Origin of the sequence: Paenibacillus hubeiensis (genome assembly GCF_032334105.1) — a bacterium.
Lineage (GTDB): Bacteria > Bacillota > Bacilli > Paenibacillales > Paenibacillaceae > Paenibacillus > Paenibacillus hubeiensis.
Window position 1 is genome coordinate 114,430 of the sequence record NZ_JAVYAE020000017.1, and the last position, 24,646, is coordinate 139,075.

A 24,646-nucleotide genomic window follows, 5' to 3' on the forward strand; every position below is an offset into this window, starting at 1 on the left:
GTCAGCTCTCCGTCATGACTTGGCCATCTTCTACTTTGACAATTCGATCGGCCAATCCGGCGATTTCTTCGTTATGGGTTACCATGATGATCGTTTGGCCATATTTGGACACAGATACGCGAAGAAGTTCAAGCACGTCCTTACTGGTTCGGCTATCCAAGTTGCCTGTCGGTTCGTCTGCCAAAATAATGGCTGGTTTTGGGGCAAGCGCCCGCGCAATAGCAACCCGCTGTTGTTGGCCGCCCGAAAGCGAAGCCGGGAGACTCGTTTTTTTCGTTTCCACGCCAAGTGTAGCAAGTACATCTTCCACGAACGGAAGATCCGGTTCTTTCCCATCCAGTCCGATCGGCAGCAATGTATTTTCCCAAACATTCAAGGAGGGGACCAGGTTAAAAGCCTGGAATACGAAACCGATCTCGCGTCTCCTGAATATCGCGCGTTCATCGGCTTTGAGGTCATATACCGAAGTCCCTTTAATAAGGACCTCTCCTTTTGTGGGCGGCTCCAGACCGCCAATAATATGCATTAATGTGCTTTTCCCTGCTCCCGATTTCCCTACAATCGCTACGAATTCCCCCTGTTTTGCGCCAAAATGAACGTCATTGATCACGCTAACCTGATTTTCGCCCTGTCCGTATACTTTATGGAGATGATTTCCTTCCAAAATCATTGTTATCCCTCCGCCCGTAATTTGGTCACAAGCGAATCATAACGTAACATTTTCAACTTTTTATCAACTTTAACCATTAATTTCAACCTAATCTGAACATAGCCTGAACCGTAGCTCCTCCAGTCTCGTTATTGGATATATCTATCGTTCCTCCATGCTTTTCAACCAGAGTTTTGCATATGTAGAGCCCAAGGCCGGAATGTCTATCCTGACTATTTGCATGTTCGCCCCTGTAAAAAGGGACAAATGCTTTCTTGCGATCCGCTGGAGAAAATCCGTAGCCGTCGTCATGAACAGCCAAAATTAGGTATTCAGGAATAAAGCGTAATTCAATTTCCAGATGGTTCCGGGCATAGCGAGCCGCATTTCCCATCAAATTTTCGAATACTCGAATGATAAGATTTGCATCCACTTTAGCATGAAGTACCGTTAGATCGATATCCCACACGACCGCGAAACGTTTCCCCTGCGTAAACATATCGCAAATGCTTTGCAATTGTTCCGTTAGAGATGCCATCTCCACGTGATCTAGCTTGTACTGAACATCTTCAAGGCGCTGCGCAGCACTCATCGCATCTACATCCTGTTTCAGGCGCATGATTTGATTCGACATCTTATCGAGCGTAGAGACAATTTGGTCGGTAGGCATTTTACCGGAAGGTATATAGTTCTTCATAAAATCGGTATACCCGGTAAGCACGGTAAGCGGGGTTCGTAAATCGTGGGAAAACGCAGCATTGAGTCTTTTGCGCTCTTCAACAGCCTGCCACAACATTTTGTTGTTTTGGTCCAATGCCGCTCTCATTCGCTCCAGGGATTCGCACAGTTTCCCCATCTCATCCTGACAGTCATAATGAATATGGAAATCCAGATTATGATTCGTTATGTTTTCGGATGCGTTGCGAATTAACTTGATCGGCTTCTCTAATTTGTTGCGATAAAACAAAAGAGCTGCGCTTATGATGCTTCCTGCGAAATATATGGGGACACTCCAGCTATCAAGGAATCGGAGAAAATCAGCCCAGCGTTGATCCCTGGGTGAATAATCCGTATTAATCTTTTCAATATTATAAATCACTGCCGGGTTATTGATATCCTCCACCGTATATGAGGGATTATATTTCAAAAAGAGCCGATTCATCATTTCACCAGCCTGTCCAACGGTGATTACGCTTACCAAGGCTGCGGCCATGATAAAAACAAACATGTATAATATAAAGGTTTTCCGAATCGAAAGATTACGCAGTCCCTGCATCAGCCTTCCCATTTGTATCCCACACCCCAAACGGTTGATATGTACTTCTGTTTAGAACATGCCGCAAACTTCTGCCTGATCCGTCGAACATGTTCCGCAACCACGGCACTGTCCCCATCGCGCTCGTAACCCCAAATCAGTTCATAGATTCGTTCCTTATCGAAAACTTGCCCCTGGTTCATTGAAAGCAATTCAATGATTTCGAATTCCTTTTTAGAAAAGTGAATGATTTCGTCCTGAAAACGAATTTCTCTGGAAGTGTAGTCGACAACCAACTCTCCGATGAATTTGGTTTGATGTTTGGCTTGCAATCGCTCCTCGCGCCGCAAGTGCGCCTCAATTCTCGCTCCCAGTTCATCGATACTGAACGGTTTAACGATATAATCGTCAGCCCCGGCTTGAAATCCAACGATTTTATCGCGCTCCTCCACTCTTGCCGTCAAAAAAATGATCGGGCAGCTCACATGATTACGGATTAAGCTGCATACTTGAAGACCGTCCATATCAGGCATGTTGATATCCAGCAAAATAAGATCAGGCCCTTTTGAAGCTTGTTGAAGAGCCTGATCACCGTTTATGGCCGTCATTACCATATATCCATTCATGGTTAAATAATCTTGTAACAAACAGACAATGTCCTGTTCATCGTCAACGACCAGGATACGTTTCGTCATCGTTGTACCTCTTTTTCAGTAAGACTATTAGGCTAATCCAATCAGCACTTCTTATTTGGTAATTTCATAGATCTTCTTTTAATATTATCCATTTATATGCCAAAACACAATTCATGATTTGGTCGCAGCAATCATCAGAAACATCGGACGACGATTCTCGTCCCGCATGCCCGGCACACGCTCCATCATTTCAGGTGAAGGTTTGGACTCTTCTACCCGACGAATCTCAAAGCCAGCCTGGATCAGTTCATTCAACTGTGTCGCTAGCGTACGGTGATATTTCAGGACCGGTTCGCTCAAAAAATGAGTTTCACGCACCCCTTCATCCTGATAGTGATCGACAGGCCAATGCTGCAGTTCTCCTTGTGGACCGTAATGCCAATCCTGCTCCGCGCGAGCAGTGAAGATTGGATGTTCGGTAGATAACACCAACCACCCGCCGGGATGAAGGCACTCCCTAATGCGAGCATACACGGGGGCCAGGTGCTGTACATAATGCAAGGCAAGAGAACTGATCACTACATCAAACGTCCCTAGTTCTGGACCTACGTCTTCAATAGCCATCCGTCGGTATTCAATCCCAGAATCACCGCTTAATTCGCGTGCACGCCGCAGCATGTTTTCAGACAAATCAATGCCGACCACCGAGGCTGCCCCTTGCTCTCGCGCATAGCGACAGTGCCAGCCAAAACCGCAGCCGAGGTCCAGCACTTTTTTCCCGGCCAGCACGGGCAGCATGGTGCGCAACTCATGCCATTCACCCGCTGCCTCCAATCCTTCCTTGGAACGAGGCATTTCACTATAACTCGCGAAGAAGGAAGGTTCATCATACTTGTTTTCTTTCATAATCATTTCGTTCCTTTCCAACCATTTGGACTCTATCCTGACTCTACCACAAAAAATGCAGACATTTCGAACAATTGCACTTCAAATTTGAATATGCTAAAATACAGAACGAACGTTCAGTATAAATATAAACAGAATGAACATTCAGTTTAATAATGGAGGTCATCATGAACACGACATGGACGCATCCCTTGGAAAAACAATCGGTACAGAAAGCTTTCCTGAGCTACCTCGTGCCTTCTATCCTGGGCATGCTGGTCATCGCATTCAACTTTATTATCGACGGCATCATGGTTGGGCACAAACTTGGCTCCACCGCGCTTGCAGGCATCGGCATCGCCTCGCCCGTCTATACGCTGTTCGTAGCCATGTCGCTATGGATCGGGATGGGCGGCGCAACGCTGTACTCCAACTATATGGGAGAGAAAGAGCTTCTCTCCGCCAGACGGATTTTCACGAAATCCATTCTGATCATTCTGATCGCCACGGCAGCGATCGGGCTGACCGCCTTCTCGTTGAGGGAGCAGCTGGTCTACGCGCTTGGCGCCAATGCGGAAACGTTCCCGTATGCGGCCGATTACATGAACGTCATCCTGTTGTTCGGATTCGTGTTCACCATCGAAAACGCATTGACCATTTTCGTGCGCAACGACGGAGGTCCGCGAACATCGATGTACGCGCAGATAACCTTTGCCGCGGCAAACATCGCCATCAATTACCTCATGCTGTACGTATTGGAATGGGGTGTACGCGGCGTTGCGCTGGGTACGATCATTTCCGCGTCCTTGGCGCTGCTCGTGTTGTTGACCCATTTTCTCGGAAAAAACAATCATCTCAAGTTCACTCGCTTCAAATGGAGCAAAAAATGGCTGATGGCCATCGTGCTGATCGGGTTCCCGAGCTTTTTGGCGGAATTGGGCATGTCCGTCTTTTCCGTCGCCCATAACATTTCGCTCGATCGGCTGGCCGGCACGGACGGCGTCGCCTCTTTTACGGTGCTGAACTACATCCATGGCGTCGTGCTTCTGGCCTTCCTCGGTTTGGCTTCGGCGGCGCAGCCGCTGGTCAGTTATTATTATGGTGCCAAACAGTTGGACCGGGTCAAGCTGACGCTGCGGATCGCGTCCGGCACGGCGCTGGGGTTCGGCGTATTGCTGCTCGTCGTCGTACAGATCGGCGCATCCTTTTTTGTGCAAATCTTCGGCAACTTCAGCGCGAGCGTGATGGACAACGCGGTTTATGGACTGCGTATCTTTACCTTTGCTTACCTGTTCATGGGCATTAACTTCGTCATGAGCACATACTTCCAGTCCGTCGGCAACGCCAAAATGGCCATCTGGATTACGGCCGCGCGCGAAATGATCATTATGGTTGCGCTGATCGCGATCCTGCCCGCATTTTCCGGGGTTACCGGCGTATGGCTGGCAGTACCGCTGTCCGAAATGCTTGTCCTGCTGACCATCGGCATCTATTACCGCAAACGTTCAATTCATGAAAGATTAACGGGATTAACGATGAGCGATTAAGAGGTTTATCCCCTGCCTGGGGCAAAGTCCCAAAAACCGTGACAATGACCATCGCGTCCGTCACGGTTCTTTGAGATGTCAATTTCAGACTAGATCAGGCCATACTTCACAAAACTGTTGTACAGCCCGTCATTATCCAACGTGTTCGTAATATCGTCGGCAATTTCCTTGAGCCCCGGCTTGGCATTGCCCATGGCGATGCCCACGCTGCAAAATTCGAGCATCTCGGCATCGTTCATGCCGTCTCCGATCGCCATCGTGTCCTCCACGGACCAACCATGGTGCTCCAGCAAATCGGCGATGGCCACCGCCTTGTGAATGCCGGGAATCATCATCTCCCCGCTATCTTTGCCAAAGATCGGCACCGTGCATTGGATGACCTCGAATTGACCCGCAAATTGTTTCTTAATCTGCTCGAAAGGTACCCGGCTTTCCAAGAAAGACACCTTGTTGACGTCATCCTTGTACAAGTCGCTTTCGCCATACGTCAAGCCCGCGATGAACGGGTGCGGCGTTTTTTCCATTTTTTCGCGGGCCGCCGGATCGTTCTCGACATCGCCGTAGATCAGCTTTTCCAGCCGGGCCTTGAGGTTGCGGCTCGCATATAAGGCCGAGTTGGATTCCAAATAAAAGTCCACATCGTGTTCGTTGAAAAAATCGACCATCCGGCGTACGTCTTCCGGCTGCACTTTTTTATGATACAGCGGCGTACCGCCGATCTCGACATATCCCCCGCCTGCGCCGATCAGTCCATCGAACCCGATGTCCCATATGGCGTCGTAAATTTCGGCTTTGGAACGCCCTGTGCACAAATATAATAAATGTCCATTCTCCCGCGCGGCGCGGCAAGCCTGCTGTGCCGACTCCGGCACGATACCGTCATCCCCGACCAAGGTGCCGTCGATATCGATAAATACGATTTTGCGCTTGTCCTGACTCATGAATGCACTTCCCCCTTATGAGACGCGATATGGCAGCATAGTGTCTCCATGATCCAAAAGACGACCAGACGATTACGCTCCATAAAGCCAGTGTACAGGCTGGAACGCGTTCCAAGTCAAGCCGTTTGTCCCTCCTGTTCTTTTTCCTTGGATTTGACTCAAGCATATACCTTAGGTCTGACCTAAGGTCAAGTTATGAAACACAAAAAAACGAAACCGGACATTCACAAGCTAGAGTCCGGTTTCGTTGGTATGATCTTTAGTTACCCCTGCCCTGCCTATACATTAGACGCTAGTGCCTGCTGAAGTCTTGGAAACACGCGCAGTGCATTGTTATAAAATACATCTTCCCAGTGCTGCTCGGGAATCAGGTTCTGTACGAACCGAATGTATGGTTCAAGCGGTACCAGCGGCCAGTCCGTGCCAAACACGAGACGGTCATACTTCTCGGCAAAGACGATGGCGCGTTTGAAATGATCCACGTACGTCTGCTCGCGCTGCAATCGTTCCACCTTTGCCGCATCCCCGACAATCCAGCCGGACAGATCGGCATAAATATTCGGATTTTTCTCGAGCAAAGCCGCCGTATCCATCACCCACGGATCACCGAGATGGCATATCATAAAGGTCAGGTTGCGGTGTTTCATGAACGTCTCTTCCATCGAGAGCGGATGGGAGTATTTCAATAACCCGTGATCCGAATACGTCAGCCCTCCATGAATGACGATGGGAAGCTCATAAGCGGAAGCCAAGCGATATACCGGATCGTAAATCTCGTCGCCGACGTTAAAATGGTAATATCCCGCATATAACTTGATCCCCACCACGCGTTCGGAACGCAAGGATTGCTCCAGCGCTTCAATTTGACCATCCTGATGCAAGGTTAGCGGATTAATGCCGACGCATGTGTATATGTTATCCGGCAAATGCGGCTCCAGATCAAGAAGCATCGGATTAAGGGCGGCAGCGTCCGGAAACAGACCTTCTTCCGTTTCCGTCACGCCCATGCCTACCCCGGCGATTACGCCGGCGTTCCTGAACTCCTCCAGCAGGCCTTTCGAAGTATATTCGATGGATGCCTGCATCTGTGCAGTCTCTTTGAACGCCGCGATGTTGGAGTAGTGAATGTGCGCATCAATGATTTTCATCCCAAGCAGTCCTTTCTATTTCAGGTTGGCATCGTCAAAACGAAGGGCCTGCAAATCCGCGTAGGCGTCCTGCATCGCGGGCAGATCCGAAATGATGCAAAAATGGGGTTTGCCCATTTTTCCTTGACGATCCGGAACGAACAATTTTTCGATATTCACGGAAAAGGATAACTCATTATTGATTACGGTTTCCACCGATTCCAATCCGGGATGGGAAACGGTCATCAAGCGCTGCTCCCTTTCCCGTGATCCATATTGAATGATGCCGCTGGCGCTATTCACTTCCATTTGAACCCGGCCAGCCTTGTATACGACCCCTTCCCCGGACTGATCCTGAACGTATACGCGGCAATCCTTAATATCCCGGCTTGCCTGGCAGGAGGTATAATGAATCACGTGCAGCGGATGCAGCGGAGCCCCCGTATGCTGAACGATGCCAACGACCGATGCCAGCACAGGCGCGCCGGGAAGCATAAGGAAGTAATGGTGCATCGTGATCCCCTTATATTTGGCATGGTGAGTAACCTTCACCGTCATTCGGATGCCTGACCAAGCATTGCCCGCCGAATCCTTCATTTCCGCAAACGAAACCTCGCGCGGTTCCTTCATCAGGCTCGATTCGGACATGCCGATGATTCCGGCCGTAATTCCCCCGGTCCATGGATTCCACCACGACTTCGGCCCGGCCTGCGGGTAGGAAGACTCCAGCCATTCTTGCCCGTGATATTGCAGAGAGAAGAGCGTCGGTGCATACTCGGAACTGGCTTTAATCCGCAGAACGCCATTGTCGGCCACGCATAGATCGCCATGCTCCGATGGCTCTGTCTGGAGGATTACGCCGTCTCCCGTGACCGGAAATACCGCACGATGCCGTTTCACTTCGTAATCTTCCATATCAAGCCGGACGGATACGATATCGGCCTCCAGTGCAGGCTTCGCGTTTAACGGCAAAGCCACAACGGTGCGTTGTTCCTCCTCATACACGAGTTGCGATACCGGGACAATGCCTTCCTTTACAGACGAAACGTGAATTTCGCCAGCCAACAGTGTATTTTTCCGTTCCACAATACGGGCGGCAGCCTCTCCATGAATAAATGGATTGCGATCGTTGACGATCAGCTCCAGATGTGCCGTTGTATGCAGATCGGTGTCCTTCTCGCCTTTCAACGCAAATGCACGGAAATCGCGCCAATCTTGCCATGTCCCCACGGCGATCCGAATCGGTTCGGTCTGAGCAACGTTCTCCGCAGGGAGCAGCCCCAGTTCATGTTCAAGTCCGTAAAGCCAATTTTCTCTGGTGAGCTGTCTGCCTTCAGGCCATGTGATGCCTCTTGTATGGTCTCCTTGTTTAGCATACAGCCAATTCTCGGTGAATTGGGTCAGTTCCCAATAATCTTTGTCGGCGGCATCCGGGCTTTGACCTGCATCCACATATTGTCCCTGATAAGGAATAATCGCGCCTTCCAAGCCAAAATGAAATTTTTCCTTCATATATATGGGTTCCGTACGCTCAGGTGCAGCATCACTGTTACGAACGATAAAATGACGGCTGATCACGCCGTTATTATGCAGCTGCACAACGAGGGTGAGATTCAGATGAAATGAAGCAATCTCATAATCGGCTTCCATGATCATTGCGCCTTCATGCCGCCAAGCAACACGCGCTGCCCGTTTCTTCTCAAAAGCATCGCTATACGGCAAACCAAAGCTTGGGAAACCAAGTGAAATGACATCTTTGTTCCCCCCATAAATCGAGATCATCGGCTGGGATTTTCCTAACCGGACCGAATAAAGGCCATTGGAAATCATCCATTCCTGTTCCGTTTCTCCGCCAAAGGCCGCATGGATCCCCTGAAAAACGATGCTTGTTTTTTGCTGATGAACCCGTTTCTTTTCGCTGTCCGTTATACTGTAAATGCCTACCTTATGATGCCAGATACCATATTCGAGCAGCTCGGCCTTCACCGCGATCGACTGTCTGCCTTTGGCCGGAACTGCGATCCGAACGGTCGGCTGCACGAAGGCGAGAATACCATCCGAAGGCAGCTCGAATTCAAACACGCCATCTGCCGCGTATTCGTTCTCCACGGTCAGGTCAAGGTTGTACGTTTGGCCTGCATGCAGGGGCAATTGGGGGGCATGAAACTTGATTTTTACCGGATACTTGGGCTCAATTCCGATTTTGAACGTCGCTTGTTTGCCATTGATCCGAAGTTCGGCTTCCACCACCGGATGCGTCTCGAAGGGATTCTGGTCTTCCTCCACAGGCTGCACGAAAAAAGTACCCTCAATGGTTCCGGTTTGCTCAACGTTCATGCTCTCCTGCAAGTCAAAGCTGATCCCGGCATTGCTAACGCTCTGCACATCTACAGTGAGCGGTTTGCCGCTTTTGTTTACGGCTTTGTACATGATGGGATAATGGGCGCCAAACGGAAGCTCATGCTGCGTGGGAATGCTTGCTTCAATTAAATAGTCCTCGGTTTCAATGAGGCGCAGTCCGCGCCCCGTGCGCTCGTACTCCATTTTGAGGTAAGTGGTGCCATTGCTCCATTCGTAAGTGAAGTAATCGAATCCGCGTTCTTGGCGGCCATCCGGGCTGATGACGATCTCCCGCAGGCTATCGGCATACCAATCCAGTTCATCGAAATAATGCTTCACGGCCTCGGTCTGGAGCACCGAAGGGATCAGGTTCATGAGATGCGTCGTGTCATCCCGCCGCTCCCAGAAAAATCCGCATTTTTTGTACGCAGGCACGGCTTTGGTGTTTCCAGCCCAAGTATATAAATCCAATCGCGGCCAACCTCGTTTGATCGTTTCGTCCAACGCACGCAATATAAGCCGTTTTCCGACTTTGCGGCCGTGATAATCCGGGCGCACGTTCAACAATGGAATATAAAGCGCTCCTTGGTCTTCTTTATAATGGGAGAAACTGCAGTATCCGACGACCTCGTCGTCAACCATGGCCAAAAAAACGTGGAGGTACGGGCTATTTTGGTGTTCTTTGATGATTTGTTCCTCCGTCCGGACCGTGCTGTCGCCTCCCCAGCTGTCCTGGCTCATATTCCACATTTTTGCGACGGAAGCAGCGAAGGCAGGCTCATATTCAACAATTTCCACTTCTTTTGCACTGATCATTCAAACGTTCACCTCCAGAAAAATGGCTTTTGCTTAAATACGGACTGAAAGTTCGGTATGTAAAAAAATCAAACCATCCTTCTAAAGCTTGTCCCCATATATATGGAACAGCTTCGAATGGAAGCTTGATTCCTTTATCATACAAAATTATACAGGAGCCATGTGTCTTCTATGTGAACTTTTTGTTAATTCTGGAAAAAATGGACCTGCAACAAAAAACCGGACCCCTATATAGGAATCCGGTTGGTATGCGATCGCGCTCAAGCAGGCTGTCGGAGATCATTGATCCACCGTTCTGCCTGAGCAGCGCTGAGTCGTATAATGAAAAAAATAAATCAGGCCAATCTCGTTTTGAAATCTTCATAGCCAAATTGGCGAACCACTTCGCAATCGCCGTCTTTTCGGCGAACAGCGATAGCTGGCAGCGGCATGCCGTTGAACGTATTCGTTTTGACCATGGAATAGATCGCCATGTCTTCGAATACCAGACGGTCGCCTTCTTTCAGCGGCTGATCGAACGAATAATCGCCGATCACGTCGCCAGACAGGCAAGTTTGCCCGCCCAAACGGTACAGGTACGGCTTCTCGCCTGCTTCTCCCGAACCGACAAGCGGTGGGCGGTACGGCATTTCCAGTACGTCCGGCATATGACATGTCGCCGATGTGTCGAGAATGGCGATGTCCATGCCGTTTCTGTGGAAATCCAATACGGAAGTGACCAGGAAACCCGCGTTCAGCGCAACAGCTTCACCCGGCTCCAGATATACTTCCAGGTTGTATTTCTCCTGCATGCGTTTGATGCAGGCTTCCAATCTCGGAATGTCGTAATCTTCGCGCGTGATGTGATGCCCTCCGCCGAAGTTGATCCATTCCATTTGCGGCAGCCATTGTCCGAACTTCTCTTCCACCGCGTTCAGCGTCGTCTCCAGATCGTCGGAATTTTGCTGGCACAAGGTGTGGAAGTGCAGTCCGGAGACGCCGTCCAGCAGCTCGGCGCGGAAATCTTCGTGTTTGGCCCCGAAACGGGAACCCGGGGAACAAGGATCGTAGATTTCGTGGCCGACCTGGGTCGAGCATTCCGGGTTAATGCGCAGCCCTACTTTTCTGCCAGCCTGAAGCGCCTTATCTTTGAACTTCGCCAGCTGCGAAAATGAATTGAAAATAATGTGGTCACAGATCGAGATGATCTCATCGATCTCGTCCTCGCGATAGGCCGGGGCAAAGACATGATTCTCTTTGCCCATTTCCTCATGGCCCAAACGGGCTTCGTACAGCCCGCTTGCGGTTGCGCCGCTCAGGTATTCTCCGATGAGCGGATACATCGCCGTCATGGAGAAGGCCTTCTGAGCCAGCACGATTTTCGCGCCAGTACGCTGCATGACACCGTTCAGGATTTTCAGGTTTTTCTCGATCAGTGCTTCGTCAACAACAAAACATGGTGTCGGTAATTGCTCGAACCGCATCTTAACGTACAAGCTCCGATTCTTTTGCTTCTTCCGGCAGTTCGTCAACGAGAACCGGGTTGAAGTCTTCTACCCAAGGAAGGCCCCATTTATTCAGTTCTTCCATGAATGGATCCGGGTTAAACTCTTCCACGTTGTATACGCCCGGTTTATTCCATTTGCCAGTGATGACCATGGCAGCACCGATCATGGCCGGAACGCCAGTTGTATAAGAAATCGCTTGGGAGCCAACCTCTTTGTAGCACTCTTGGTGGTCACATACGTTGTACACGTAGTACGTTTTGTCTTTGCCGTCTTTTTTGCCTTTGAAAATGCAGCCGATGTTCGTTTTGCCCACGGTGCGAGGACCGAGGGACGCAGGATCAGGCAGTACCGCCTTCAGGAATTGCAAAGGAATGATTTGTTTGCCTTCGAACTCGATCGGTTCGATCGAAGTCATGCCCACGTTTTCCAAAGCTTTGAGGTGAGTCAGGTAACTTTGGCCAAAGGTCATGAAGAAACGGATGCGTTTCAGGCCAGGAATGTTTTTCGCCAGGGACTCGAGCTCCTCATGGTACAACAGGTACATGTCTTTTTCACCCACTTCTTTGAAGTCGTAGACACGTTTGATTTCCATTGGTTTGGTCTCGATCCATTCGCCGTTCTCCCAATATCTTCCGTTCGCCGAAACTTCGCGAATGTTAATCTCAGGGTTGAAATTGGTTGCAAACGGGTAACCGTGGTCGCCGCCGTTGCAGTCGAGAATGTCGATGTACTCGATTTCGTCGAAGTAGTGTTTCAGCGCGTATGCGGAGAATACGCCAGTTACGCCTGGGTCAAAGCCGCTGCCCAGCAGTGCCGTGATGCCGGCTTTTTCGAAACGCTCCTTGTATTCCCATTGCCATTTGTATTCGAATTTCGCCGTATCTTCCGGTTCGTAGTTGGCTGTATCCATGTAATGTGTTTTGGTTGCCAAGCATGCATCCATGATCGTCAAATCTTGGTAAGGCAAAGCCAGGTTCATGACGATATCCGGTTTGAATTCATTGATCAGAGCGATCAGTTCTTCAACGTTGTCTGCATCCACTTGTGCAGTCGTGATTTTTGTTTTGCCGCCATCCAGTTTGGCTTTAAGATCGTCGCATTTGGATTTGGTGCGGCTTGCGATGCAGATTTCCTCGAAAACTTCGCTGTTTTGAACGCATTTGTGAACTGCTACGGAAGCTACGCCGCCCGCGCCGATGATTAGTGCTTTACCCATTTTCCATTCTCCTAACCCAAGTGAATTTTTTTGATTTGTTTTGAACCCAGTTCATTTAGCTTTCCCAGTTCCGTTTCTAACACAACAAAAAAAGCAAGTGCAAAATGGCCTAATCGCGCATCATCACACTTGCTTGTCGATATACATCATTAAAAAGGCGTCACGTTCCATGACCACAGAAATTCCGTAGAATGTTCCTGGCGGAAAGCTCCTTCATGTATATCAATATTGGATCAGAGTCTATATAGCAAATAATTCGCCTTTACCACTCTTATTGACCGTTTCACAAGTTGATGTGCAGATGCACTGGTTGTAAAGTAACCAACTTATAAAATTTGAGCTTTTAACTCAATCAATAAGGCAACATTTCGTTGCCAATCGGCATTTGACCCGGCTGTCCGTATGGCCTTGACTCTTGAGGAGTGGTCAAAAATTATCTGCTGGAAAGTTCCGATTCAATGTTGATATATCCGCTTTCCAAAATCACAGGTTATACAATATCAGACGCTGAGGAAAAAAACAAGTCATTTTTATAAAAACATTTTTATCCAGCGAAGACGTCATTCTTAGACGCATATGACATAATCACGCCGAAAGTAGCACCGATGTTCATTTCATGTATTGGTCCACTTGCCCGAACACCAACTTTACGAACTGGCTGGGACCGGGAATGCCCGGCAGCAGCAGAAGCACGATGGACAGAATTACGGCTCCGGCCATAATGCCTGCAACCACCCATCTCTCCTGCCGCTGCGGGGTGTTTTTCCACTCCCCATATACTATGGCCGCTGCCAGCAGCACGATGCCGACCATCGAGGCTGATTTCATTGCATCTTCTCCTTCATCCCAATATGGATATGTGCTCAGTCGGCACTTTGTTCCGTAATTCCTTGAGGATCGGTCGATTTCCCGGTGCGGGCAATGCGAGCGCGGACGTCGACCTTCACGTCAAGATTCGAGAAAACGGCGTCCCATTGCCGATGTCGTTCTTTCCATTGCTCGGGATAGTGCCTGCGAAATTCGACCGAAAATTTATACAGATCGGCTTGCAGCTCGTGCTGGGCAAGTTCAAGCGCTTCCTCCGCCAATGCCTTCAGCCTGTCTGACCAAGCCTTTTCGAGTTCCTTCATCTTGGAAGGGTCGGTCAAGTTGGCGTTGGTCGTGTTCAATACGACTTCTCCTTTTGACCGGACTTTGATCTCCATGGACCAGTCCTTTCCCTTGACGTGCGGGATCAGTTCTGTTTTCATTTCGAAAGGACGGATGGAAAACGCCCCCTTCTCCCGCTCCAATTCAACCGGCATGATGATATTATTCAATTCGTTGGACAGCAGCAGCATCCCTATGCTAAGCGGCTCTTTGGCGGTCCGGACATAGCGGCCGTTCTTGTATATGCTCAGGCCTTTGATGTAAGGCGTCGTCGTTTGTTTGCTTTGCCCCGGATCAGGTGGAAGAATGAGCATCCGGGACAAAATGGCTGACCGGCTCGGGCCCTCGATGGACTGGGCCAAATCCAGCACGGTCACTCGCGTGCCCAGCCCCATGTTTGCCATCTCCCGCAAGGATTCGGCAGAGCTTCTTTCGAGCGGGTCCAGCAGGGCCAGCAATTCCTTGGTCGGCTCTGCGCTGGAAAAAACGTAAGCGTGCTCGCGGAACTGCGGATATCGCAGCAAAAAATCGATATATTCCCGCAGTCCCTGTTTTCCAGCCTCTTCGCTGATGACAACAACCTCGCAGTGGCCCCAAAACATGTTTCGGGGGACCTTTCGCTGCAGCCGGTTCAATGCTTCGGCAATGGTGCTTCCTTCGGCTGTCCGCACCATGGTAACCCCGCTCGGGCTGCTCTCTCCAGCTCCGCCTGTGCCTCCGCCCGCTCCTCCACTCGCTTTGCGGGGAATGAAAATCTGGGCCGTCAGCTCCACTCTGCCATCTTCATAGTCAATGCCTGTGGCAAGAACGATCGCCAAATCGTTGATCTCCTTCCGGTCCCAGCAACCGGCCAACAACAGGCCTAAACCGACTAGAACGATTGCATATCGTTTTAATCTCCCGTTATTTTTCATGCTTTTTTGCCATCCCTTGGAGTCCGCTTGAACATGTTCTTTAGCAGTGCAAGTCCGTAAATCATGGCCGGGAGGACCAATAGGACAGACATCGTGTACACATTGGCCGATGCGCTTACGAGGCCAGCGACTCCAAGGCCATCCGAGGCTAACCAGTATGCAAATACCATGCATAAAAATGCAAGAGGGAATACGAGCGGTTTGTAATTATCCAAGCCGAACCATTCCGCCGTGGACGTCGCGAATATGTACAGAAACACGGAGATTTTAACGAAGATGCCGAAAATCCAAATGCCGATGACAACCGCCTCGATATGCTGCAGGAAATCGGCAATCGTGATGTAACGCGCAGCAATCATAAACGGAAAGGCAAAGCTGTCCGTCAAATCCCCCAACAGGAACAAGCAGAACAAATTGGTAACGATCATGGCCCCTGTTGTCAAAACAAGTGAAAACATCATCGTTCTGGCCGGATTCTTCTTCCCGTCAAGATAGGGAAGCAGGAAGGCAAGCACGATGTACTCGCTAAACCAGGCGGCCGGAGCAACGGCTCCTTTAAATATGGGAACAATCCCGTTCTCCAGGAAAGGCAGCAATTCGCCCAGATGAAGCTCTCCAATTAACAAGATGAAGATCAGGCACATCAGAATAACCAGAATCGACACAAACACCTGCGAAGTTCGCCCAACCACTTCGATGCCCAGCCGCACATTGATCGCGCACACCAGAACCATCGTGCCCATCACGACAAACAGCGGAGTTCGGGGAAGCGCATTGCTTGCTATGAACTCGCCGTATTCGCGAATGATCAAGCCGGTCAAGTGCGGCAAATAGAGCAGAAAAATAAAGCCTATTGCTTTACCGCCCCACCATCCTGCAATTTGCGTGCTTGACCGCATGATGGTTTGCCCGGGATAGAGCCGGTGAAGACCAAAGGAAATGCCGATGACGGCAAGTCCGACCACAGCTCCGATCAGCGGGGAAATCCACATGTCATGCCCGGCAAAATGCATCGTCATGCTTGGCACGGACAAAATGGATGTCGCCAGAATCGCCGGGAAAATCATGAAAGCCAATTGTGCCGACGATATTTTGCCTTTGTCTGTCAGCATAACAAATGCCCCTTTCATGAATGCTGTATGCAATTAAACTGTATAAACCGCCGCGACTGCCGATTCATTTCGGACTACCTTTGGGCGAAGGGCGCCACCAGACATCCTTGAGGCTGCGGACTGAGGTCGGCGTTGCTGGAGACAGATATGGCACACCGAAGGAACGCAGACTGCTTAAATGGATAACGATGAGGATCAGGCCGAGCATCACACCCGTAAGGCCCAGTGTGCCCGCCAGCAGCATCATCGGAAAACGAAGCAGACGCGTAACGATGCTGGCCGCATATCGCGGAATCATGAAGGACGCGATGCCCGTTATGGCTACGATAATGATCATGGGGGCGGACACGATGCCTGCTGACGTCGCAGCCTGACCGATGATCAGCGCCCCGACGATGCTGACTGCGGAACCGACCTGTTTGGGCAGCCTGACGCCTGCCTCGCGCAAAGCTTCAAAGGAAATTTCCATAATGAATGCCTCCACCAGTGCCGGAAATGGAATCTCCTCCCTTGCCTTTGCGATGCTCAGCATCAATACCGTTGGAATCATCTCTTGATGGAAGGTCGTGATAGCCACGTACGCCGAGGGCAGCAGCAGCGACAGGACATAAAATAAATACCGCAGCCAGCGGATAAACACGCTCATGTACTGATCTTGATAATAGTCCTCCGGAGATTGCAGCATGGAGAATAATGTGACAGGTGCGATCAGGCTGAAGGGCGTGCCGTCCACAATCAGCGCAAAGCGGCCTTCCAGCACATTCGATGCAACCACATCCGGACGTTCCGTGGACATCATTTGGGGAAAAGGCGAGTGTTTCTGGTCAATGATCGCCTCTTCGATGTACTGGCTCTCAAGAACCTCCTTGAGATTCAAGCGATTTAATCTGGACTCCGCTTCCTTCAATAAGGAAGGATCGATAATGCCTTCCACGTACACCAAGGCTGCCTGCGTACTCGTATATTCCCCCACTGTCATTTTTTTCAGCTTTAGCGAAGGTGTTTTGATTCGCTTCCGCACCAAAGACAAGTTTACGTCCAACGATTCCGTGAAGCCGTCCCGTGCTCCGCGAACCGTCGATTCGGCGGCAGGTTCCTGCGGCGTTCGATTCGGTGTTTTGTATAGCGGATATACGGTTCCCGAGGTTTCCCCATCCATGAGAAGCAATGCCCCTCCGTCCATAAGAGCCTGTACCGCCTGACCCATGGTATGCACCATTTCCACGGACGACATGGGTGCTTCGGAAGTGCTAGTGCCCCTCATCGTCTCATCATGCTCCAGAGCGGAGGGCGTTCCATGTGTCGTGCCATGTGTCGTGCCATGTGTCGTTTCATGTGAAGCACCAACCTTGATCCTGATATTTGCCGCCGATTGCTGCAGCGGAGCCAGTACCTGGCGCTCGAGCCTTTCCGTATCGCACAGCCCAACGCAATAAATGCATAACACAGAAGTGTGGGCTGCCGTTGTAAACGCATGAAACACCATGTCCGAACAGCCTGTGAAAATGGATCTTAGCCTCGCCTCGTCGGCCGACATGCTGCCCGTAAACGGTTCATTCAACAGCAAATCCATGGTTGTGCTCATCCTCATGCCCCCCTGTTATGCATTATCTGATGTCGTTGAGATATTTATAGGTGTCGCTATCTTTTGCGTTCCATCCACGAATTATTCATTTCAGGGAATGAAAGGAATAGATGCACACTCATGAAAATGCAAAAATCCCGTTTCGGACACGGGGTCCAAAACGGGATCTTCGGGCTGTTATTCGCCTGCGTTTTCTCTGGTTACCAGCTTCAATTCGGCAGGGATGGATTTCTCCACCTGTTTGCCGTTCAACACATCCATCGCTGCCTGTACCGACAATTGGCCGATCAGTGCAGGCTGTTGGGCAACCGTTGCGGTCAGCTTGCCGTCCTTGATGGACTTGATCGCGTCATCGTTGCCGTCGAACCCGATGACCGGAATATCCTTGCCCGAGCTTTGGATCGCTTCGATGGCACCAAGCGCCATCTCGTCGTTGTGGGCAAATACCGCCTGTACGTCCGGATTTCCTTGCAGCAGGTTCTCCATGACGTTCAACCCTTTGGAGCGGTCAAAGTCGGCAGACTGTTTGGCGATTACATTAAGCTTCTGGTCGGCCACTTCATGGAACCCTTTTCCGCGTTCTCTCGTTGCCGAAGCTCCCGGTACACCTTCGAGCTCGATAACTTTTGCACCCTCGCCCAACTTCTCCACGAAATACTCTGCGGCCATTCGCCCACCTTTGACGTTATCGGACGCAACGAGTGCTGCCACGTCGCCTTTGTCTGCGGAACGGTCCAGCGTAATTACGGGAATGCCGACACTATTGGCCGATTGCACCGCCGTGGAGATCGCTGCGGAATCAGCAGGGTTAATCAGCAAGGCATCCACGCCCTGTTGAATGAGATCGTCGACGTCATTGGTTTGTTTGGCCGAGTCGTTCTGTGCGTCAACGACGATGACTTGAATTCCCTGCTTTGCCGCCTCCGCCACCACGCCGTCCTTCAGGGAAACGAAGAACGGGTTGTTCAAGGTGGAAATGGACAGTCCGATTTTTTTCTGCTCTTTGCCCCCGGCAGCATCAGGCTTGGCCCAACCTGGAGGCTCCAGGGAGCATCCTGCCAGAACGATCATCATTACGCTTACAAGCAATATGGTCAATTTTTTCATGTTCGTTTCTCTCCTTAAGCCGTTTTCTTGCGATCCAGCAGGACGGCAATGGCAATGACGACGCCTTTGACAACCATTTGATAAAACGAGTTGACGCCGAGCAAGTTCAAACCGTTGTTCAACACGCCGATGATCAGTACCCCGATCAATGTGCCGACGATCCGTCCTCTGCCGCCCGAGAGGCTTGTTCCGCCGAGAACGACGGCAGCGATGGCGTCCAGCTCATACGATGTGCCGGCCGTCGGCTGCGCGGAATTCAGGCGGGAAGTCAGGATTGCGCCTGCCAGCGCGGACAGCATGCCTGCCAACGAATAAATCATGATTTTTACGCGATGCACTTTGATGCCTGAAATGATGGACGCTTTCTCGTTGCCGCCGATGGCGTACGTTTTGCGGCCAAAGGCCGTTTTGTGCAAAATCGTCCACAGAATGACAAAAGTGATCAACATCGTAATGGCCGGCACTGGAATGCCGAACATATAACCCCGGCCGAACAGTTGGAACAGCATGCTGTCGCCCAATCCCGTGATCGGGTTTCCGTCCGTGTACACCAGCGTCAATCCGCGGAATACCGTCATCGTTGCCAATGTGGCGATAAACGGAGCCATCTTGCCTTTCGTAATCATCAGCCCGTTCACCATACCCATCACGCCGCCGAGCGCTACCCCGATAATGATCGACAGGATCGGATCAAGACCGGACAACATCAAGTTGGCTACGAATGCGCTGGATAAAGCCAGAATGGAGCCTACAGACAAGTCGATGCCGCCAGTCAGGATGACGAACGTCATGCCAAAGGCGATCAGCGCGTTGATCGAGACTTGGCGCAGCAGGTTCAAAATGTTAAGCGGTTCCAAAAAGCTTGGATTCAATACCGATACGATAAAAATAAGAATGATCAGTCCGAGCAGCGGACCCAGTTTCTGTGTCACATTCGTCAAGCGGAAACCGCTTTTGGCGGGTTGGTTTTCTTGCATGGTTGTCATGTTACTTTCCCCCTGTAGCCAATGTCATAATGCTTTCCTGAGTTGCCTCTTCCCTTGCCAGCTCGCCGCTGATGCGTCCTTCATGCACGACCGCAATCCGGTCGCTCATGCCCAGCACCTCGGGCAGCTCTGACGATACCATGATGATGGCGACGCCGCGATCCGTCAGCTCGTTCATCAGCTGATAAATTTCGCGTTTCGCGCCCACATCAACCCCGCGCGTCGGCTCATCCAGAATCAGTACGCTCGGCCCGATGCCGACCCATTTGGCGATGACCACCTTTTGCTGGTTGCCCCCGGACAGGTTACGTGCTGCCGTCTCCGAAGATTGTGTCTTGATTTGCAAACGCTTGATCAGCGTGTCGACGAAATCCTGTTCTTTTTGCCCGGAAATGAATCCTTTGCTCGAGAAGCTGAACAAGTTCGGCAAAGCCATATTTTCGCGGATGGAGAAATCAAGCACTAAACCTTCGTCCTTCCGGTCTTCCGTAATAAAACCGATGCCGTGTTTGACTGCGTCTGCCGGCTTCCGGATGTTCACTTTTTTGCCGCGCATCATGATGTCTCCGCTGTCCATCCCGTCCAGTCCGAAGATCGCCCGCATGATTTCGGTTCGCCCTGAGCCCATCAGCCCCGAAAATCCAAGGATCTCTCCTGCTCTCACCGTAAAGCTGATGTTTTGGAACAAACCTTTACTGCTGGCATTCCGCACTTCGAGGACCACTTCGCCGTACGAAGGATGACGGGACGGATATCGCTCGGTAAGCTCCCGGCCAACCATCTTCCGGACCACTTCGTCAAAGCTCGTCTCCGGGATCGGCTTGGTATCGACCGTTTTGCCGTCCCGCATCACCGTAATGCGGTCGCAGATCGTGAAAATCTCCTCCATCCGGTGCGAGATGTAAACGATGGACACCCCGTTTTTCTTCAACGAAGCGATCACGCCGAACAGCTTCTGGATTTCGCGCTCCGTAAGCGCCGCCGTCGGCTCATCCATAATGATGACTTTGGCGTCGGTCATTAGCGCTTTGGCGATTTCAATCATTTGCTGCTGACCTACAGAGCACTCTCCTGCCGGACGCTCCAATGGGATTTGCACGGACAGTTTGGCAAACTGCTCATTGGCAAGCGCTTTCATTTGTCGCGTATTCAGCAATCCCATGGACGATGTAAGCTCCTTGCCGATGAAAAGATTATCGAGCACCGTCATTTCCGGCCAAACGTTCAACTCCTGATGAATAAAAGCAATTCCCGCTTTTTCGGCCTCCTTCGGGCTGGAAAAATACGTTTCCTTGCCGTCGATGGCGATCGTTCCCTGATCCCGTTGATGAAGGCCGATCAGAATGTTCATTAACGTGGATTTGCCGGCCCCGTTCTCGCCCATGAGGGCATGAACCTCGCCTTCCTTCAGTTCGAAATCCACTCCGCTCAGCACCTGATTGGTGCCGAACGCCTTATATATGCCTTGCATCCGAATATGCATGATGCCGTCCCCCTTTAACCGAATATGACGCCCGATTGCAAAATGCAATTGGCATACGGCGTGGCTTCACCCGTGCGGATGACCGCTTTGGCTTGCCTGGTCAGCGCTTTGAATTGTTCATGGCTGACCGACACGTCGACGGCTTCGCTTCCGAACGTCTCCGTAACGAGCTGCAATGCCGCCGGGTTGCCCTCCTTGATTTCTTGCGCCAAAACCACTTTTTCAACGACCATATCGTCTGCGATCAATTCGACGACCTCCCGAAAGCTCGGCGTTCCGAGCTTGAGCGCCAAATCGATTTTGGCAACCCCCTCAGGAACCGGAAGGCCCGCATCCGCGATCACAATCATGTCCGTATGGCCCAAATCCGACAGTATTTTGGAAATATGGCTGTTCAGCATTCCTTGCTTTTTCATTTCAGGCCTTCCTCCACTTCGTGTCGCATCGGCATGCCGCCTTGTGCCCCGAACTTTGTCACGGATAGCGATGCAGCCCGGTTCGCGAATCTAACGCTGTCTTGGAGCGGCTTGCCTTCCGCCAAAGCGACCGCAAATGCGGCATTGAACGTATCGCCTGCCCCCGTCGTATCGACTGCCTCCACCTTGTACGTCGGCACGACGATTTCTTGTTCCCCGTCAAAGTAGCGAACCCCGTTGCTGCCTTCCGTAATAAACAATTTGTTCGGATATTTCCGCAGCGCTTCCGCAGGCGTCATGCCCTTAAACAGGATTTCGGCTTCATGCTCATTCGGCGTGATGTAAGCTGCATTGTTGATGACCTCATCCGGTAATGGTCTCGCCGGGGCCGGATTAAGCAGCAGCGGAGTCCCGCTTTCCGCACAAATCTTGCTGACCCGAACAACGGTTTCTTCCGGGATCTCCTGTTGGATGAGCACGATATCGGCATTGCGGATCACGTCCGCAGCTTCATCGACATATTCTGGCGTCACTTCGCGATTTGCCGCCTCCACGAACACGATACTATTATCACCTTCGGCCAATATGATATGAGCCGTTCCGCTCTCCATATGTGTAACCGGTTTCACATTTTGCACATCGACACCGTTTGCTTTGAAGTTGTTCAAAATGTCTGTACCGAACGTGTCGTCGCCTACCCGTCCGATCATGGACACTTCGGCACCCAGCCTTGCCGCAGCAACCGCTTGGTTAGCACCTTTGCCGCCAGGGACGGTTTTGAAGCTGTCGCCAAGGACGGTTTCCCCCGCCCCCGGCCGTCTTGAGGAAGTAACGACCAGATCCATGGAGCTGCTTCCGATTACGCATACTTTAGCCATTTGAATTCACCTTTCTTGTCGTGCCCCGCTCAATGAAGCTGACGGGCAGCTGTATATGTTTTGTATCGATGGGCGCTTGTTCTACCAGATTGATCAGCAGACCGGCCGCTTCCCTTCCCATCTCGTACGCCGGTTGGCGAATGGTCGATAGAGCCGGTGACAGCAGGCTGCTCATCGGGATATCGTCAAAGCCGATAATCTGCAAGTCTTCGGGTACTTTTTTGCCGATTCGCAGCGCCTCGTGAAGTACTGCCATCGCCGCGATGTCATTGCTGGCAATGACCCCGTCCGTATCGCCATGCTTGCTAAAAAGCTCTTCCGCCCATAATCCCACATCGTTAATCGAAAAGGAGGTGGTCTGGACTACGCGATAATCCAAACCGGCTTCGCGAATGCTCTCGATCGCGCCCTTGAAGCGGTCCTGTGCAGGTTTGATATGTGCCGGTCCCTGCATGACCGTGATTCGGCGGCTTCCTCGCTTGATGATTTCCCTGGCAGCCAGCCGGCCGCCCTCTCTGCCATCTGCAAATACGGACGGACTGTCCAACGGCGTCCTGTCCAGGAAGACAACAGGGATCTTCAAGCTTTCATATATGTGAGAATGAGGATAATTCGTTGAAGAAATGACGCCGACGACGTTATTCTGAATAAAGGTTTGGATGTAATCCTGCTCCTTCTGTTCATCCTCATCGCTATTTCCGAAAATCAATCTGAATTCCTGTTCCTGCATCCGGTCCTCCACCCCGCGTGCAAGCTGCGGAAAGTAAGGGTTTGCAATATCCGGAAGCAGCAGGCCAATCAGTTTGGACTTGCGCTTGTATAAAGAACGGGCCACCTCGTTTGGAGAAAAGTTAAGCTGCTTGACGGCATCCTCCACTTTCTTGCGAGTGTCCGCATGAACATAACCTCTTTCATTAATGACCCTTGATACGGTGGCTACCGAAACGCCAGCCAAATTCGCTACGTCTTTGATCGTTGTCATTGAACTTTTCACCTCTGAATGTGTAACCGGTTACAGACATAAAAATATCACACTTTGTTTACTGTGACAACCCCTTTTTTGAAGAAACCGATTGATAACACTAATCCTTTCCCTGAAATAGGAAATGCAGAAGGAATGACCGGCGTAAGAATATTGGCTGAAAAGCCGAATAAACCACGATTAAATGAAGGGGTACACCTCATCACCTGGCCTCTAAGGTATGAAACAACTGGAAGCCTTCTGGCTGAAAACTATTCATCATAAATAAGCGGCCACTGTTCAATGAGGTACTGATCGTGGACGCTTGAGCAAAAAAACAAGACTTTTATGAGATTGCAGAAACTTACACGTGGAAAGGAAGGCTTCTTAAGGCCAACGTTTAAGAGTCCTTAGTAATATCGGCTGGAAACACGTCGATGACCTTTTGCAGGTCGCCTAACGGCAATCCAAGCTGATATCCAACCCGCCCACCCGAAAAATAAATGCGCTCCGCGTCTGCTGCGGTCTGGTCGATATATGTCTTGAACGGCTTCTTCATGCCGATCGGCGAGCAGCCGCCGTGTACATAACCCGTGAGAGGCAGCAGCTCCTTCTGAGGAATCATCTCCAAAGCCTTCTCCCCGGCCACTTTGGCGGCCTTCTTCAGATCCAGTTCCTTCTCGATCGGCACCATGAAGACATAGTATTCTTTCGAACGATTGGAGGTCACGAGCGTTTTGAATACGCAAGCAGGATCTCTACCGAGAGATTGGGACACTTCAAAGACATCCTGCGTTTCGTTGTCGAAGACGTTATATTCGTAATGGATCTTCATTTGGTCGAGGATACGCATTACGTTCGTTTTGTCCGTTTTTTTAGCCATTTTCATCACCAAAGCCTATTATATAGGACATCGCTGTCGGTATTCCACATCCCCGGCATTCAAAATTCACGGACCCAGACAAATCTAGACCAATTTGAAGCAGGTCTCCACATCGCTGTCCTCATCGTATGGAAATGAACACACTCAAATGAACATAAAAAAACACACTCGAAATTATTCGAGTGTGTTTTTGAAGTGCTTGGCGGCTTCCTACTCTCCCAGGACCCTGCGGTCCAAGTACCATCGGCGCTAGAGGGCTTAACGGTCGTGTTCG

Annotated in this window: 21 protein-coding genes and 1 rRNA gene; 1 reads left to right on the forward strand and 21 read right to left on the reverse strand. The window is 50.7% G+C overall.

The features are described from left to right. Position 1: 1 nt before the first annotated feature. The 4 genes from RSX24_RS28205 to RSX24_RS28220 form a co-directional block, all read right to left on the reverse strand. Positions 2-670: an ABC transporter ATP-binding protein gene (locus tag RSX24_RS28205; protein ID WP_438286897.1), complete on the reverse strand. Its 669-nt coding sequence runs from the start codon at positions 668-670 to the stop codon at positions 2-4. An 82-nt stretch (positions 671-752) separates the two neighbouring features. Then, the gene (locus RSX24_RS28210) at positions 753-1,937 is read right to left on the reverse strand and encodes a HAMP domain-containing sensor histidine kinase (RefSeq protein ID WP_343262431.1); all 1,185 of its coding nucleotides are present in this window, start codon (positions 1,935-1,937) and stop codon (positions 753-755) included. Continuing rightward, a complete protein-coding gene (locus tag RSX24_RS28215; RefSeq protein WP_236420744.1) occupies positions 1,925-2,599 on the reverse strand; it encodes a response regulator transcription factor in 675 nt (224 codons plus the stop codon). Before RSX24_RS28215 ends, RSX24_RS28210 begins: the two co-directional genes overlap by 13 nt. A gap of 111 nt (positions 2,600-2,710) precedes the next feature. Beyond that, positions 2,711-3,445: a class I SAM-dependent methyltransferase gene (locus tag RSX24_RS28220; protein WP_236420743.1), complete on the reverse strand. Its 735-nt coding sequence runs from the start codon at positions 3,443-3,445 to the stop codon at positions 2,711-2,713. Between the two features lie 167 nt (positions 3,446-3,612). Here RSX24_RS28220 and RSX24_RS28225 point away from each other — a divergent pair, with 167 nt between their 5' ends. Next, positions 3,613-4,971, forward strand: coding sequence for an MATE family efflux transporter (locus RSX24_RS28225; RefSeq protein ID WP_343262432.1), 1,359 nt, complete (start codon positions 3,613-3,615; stop codon positions 4,969-4,971). A gap of 89 nt (positions 4,972-5,060) precedes the next feature. Here the strand turns inward: RSX24_RS28225 and RSX24_RS28230 are convergent, their stop codons facing one another. From RSX24_RS28230 to rrf, 17 genes are all read right to left on the reverse strand, one after another. Continuing rightward, entirely contained in the window at positions 5,061-5,912 is an 852-nt protein-coding gene (locus tag RSX24_RS28230; RefSeq protein ID WP_343262433.1) for a Cof-type HAD-IIB family hydrolase, read from the reverse strand. A gap of 278 nt (positions 5,913-6,190) precedes the next feature. Further along, complete coding sequence (locus RSX24_RS28235) at positions 6,191-7,060, reverse strand: amidohydrolase family protein (protein ID WP_343262434.1); 870 nt, start codon at positions 7,058-7,060, stop codon at positions 6,191-6,193. Between the two features lie 15 nt (positions 7,061-7,075). Beyond that, on the reverse strand, positions 7,076-10,195 hold the full coding sequence (locus RSX24_RS28240) for a GNAT family N-acetyltransferase (RefSeq protein WP_343262435.1): 3,120 nt from the start codon (positions 10,193-10,195) through the stop codon (positions 7,076-7,078). Between the two features lie 335 nt (positions 10,196-10,530). Beyond that, a complete protein-coding gene (gene nspC / locus RSX24_RS28245; protein ID WP_236420738.1) occupies positions 10,531-11,658 on the reverse strand; it encodes a carboxynorspermidine decarboxylase in 1,128 nt (375 codons plus the stop codon). A gap of 1 nt (position 11,659) precedes the next feature. Next, positions 11,660-12,898, reverse strand: coding sequence for a saccharopine dehydrogenase family protein (locus tag RSX24_RS28250; protein ID WP_236420737.1), 1,239 nt, complete (start codon positions 12,896-12,898; stop codon positions 11,660-11,662). Positions 12,899-13,507: 609 nt separating this feature from the next. Continuing rightward, positions 13,508-13,726: a hypothetical protein gene (locus RSX24_RS28255; protein ID WP_343262436.1), complete on the reverse strand. Its 219-nt coding sequence runs from the start codon at positions 13,724-13,726 to the stop codon at positions 13,508-13,510. A gap of 35 nt (positions 13,727-13,761) precedes the next feature. Continuing rightward, positions 13,762-14,961, reverse strand: coding sequence for a Ger(x)C family spore germination protein (locus RSX24_RS28260; protein ID WP_339275936.1), 1,200 nt, complete (start codon positions 14,959-14,961; stop codon positions 13,762-13,764). Further along, positions 14,958-16,073 carry a GerAB/ArcD/ProY family transporter gene (locus RSX24_RS28265; RefSeq protein ID WP_339275935.1) on the reverse strand — a complete coding sequence of 372 codons (1,116 nt, stop codon included), beginning with the start codon at positions 16,071-16,073 and terminating at the stop codon, positions 14,958-14,960. The genes RSX24_RS28260 and RSX24_RS28265 overlap by 4 nt, the downstream gene beginning before the upstream one ends. Before the next feature lie 64 nt (positions 16,074-16,137). Next, positions 16,138-17,658: a spore germination protein gene (locus RSX24_RS28270; RefSeq protein ID WP_343262437.1), complete on the reverse strand. Its 1,521-nt coding sequence runs from the start codon at positions 17,656-17,658 to the stop codon at positions 16,138-16,140. Positions 17,659-17,835: 177 nt separating this feature from the next. Beyond that, positions 17,836-18,765, reverse strand: coding sequence for a ribose ABC transporter substrate-binding protein RbsB (gene rbsB / locus RSX24_RS28275; protein WP_339275933.1), 930 nt, complete (start codon positions 18,763-18,765; stop codon positions 17,836-17,838). A 14-nt stretch (positions 18,766-18,779) separates the two neighbouring features. Next, positions 18,780-19,742 (reverse strand): ABC transporter permease subunit, encoded by a 963-nt coding sequence (locus RSX24_RS28280; protein ID WP_438286900.1) that lies wholly within the window; start codon positions 19,740-19,742, stop codon positions 18,780-18,782. A gap of 10 nt (positions 19,743-19,752) precedes the next feature. Beyond that, a complete protein-coding gene (locus tag RSX24_RS28285; protein ID WP_343262438.1) occupies positions 19,753-21,234 on the reverse strand; it encodes a sugar ABC transporter ATP-binding protein in 1,482 nt (493 codons plus the stop codon). 14 nt (positions 21,235-21,248) lie between these two features. Then, the gene (gene rbsD, locus RSX24_RS28290) at positions 21,249-21,650 is read right to left on the reverse strand and encodes a D-ribose pyranase (RefSeq protein WP_236420729.1); all 402 of its coding nucleotides are present in this window, start codon (positions 21,648-21,650) and stop codon (positions 21,249-21,251) included. Next, positions 21,647-22,528 carry a ribokinase gene (gene rbsK, locus RSX24_RS28295; protein WP_343262439.1) on the reverse strand — a complete coding sequence of 294 codons (882 nt, stop codon included), beginning with the start codon at positions 22,526-22,528 and terminating at the stop codon, positions 21,647-21,649. Before rbsK ends, rbsD begins: the two co-directional genes overlap by 4 nt. Continuing rightward, positions 22,521-23,510: a LacI family DNA-binding transcriptional regulator gene (locus RSX24_RS28300; protein WP_343262440.1), complete on the reverse strand. Its 990-nt coding sequence runs from the start codon at positions 23,508-23,510 to the stop codon at positions 22,521-22,523. The genes rbsK and RSX24_RS28300 overlap by 8 nt, the downstream gene beginning before the upstream one ends. Before the next feature lie 379 nt (positions 23,511-23,889). After that, a complete protein-coding gene (gene ybaK, locus RSX24_RS28305; RefSeq protein ID WP_339275928.1) occupies positions 23,890-24,372 on the reverse strand; it encodes a Cys-tRNA(Pro) deacylase in 483 nt (160 codons plus the stop codon). A gap of 197 nt (positions 24,373-24,569) precedes the next feature. Next, positions 24,570-24,646: ribosomal RNA gene (rrf, locus tag RSX24_RS32380) — 5S ribosomal RNA — on the reverse strand; the annotation flags it as partial.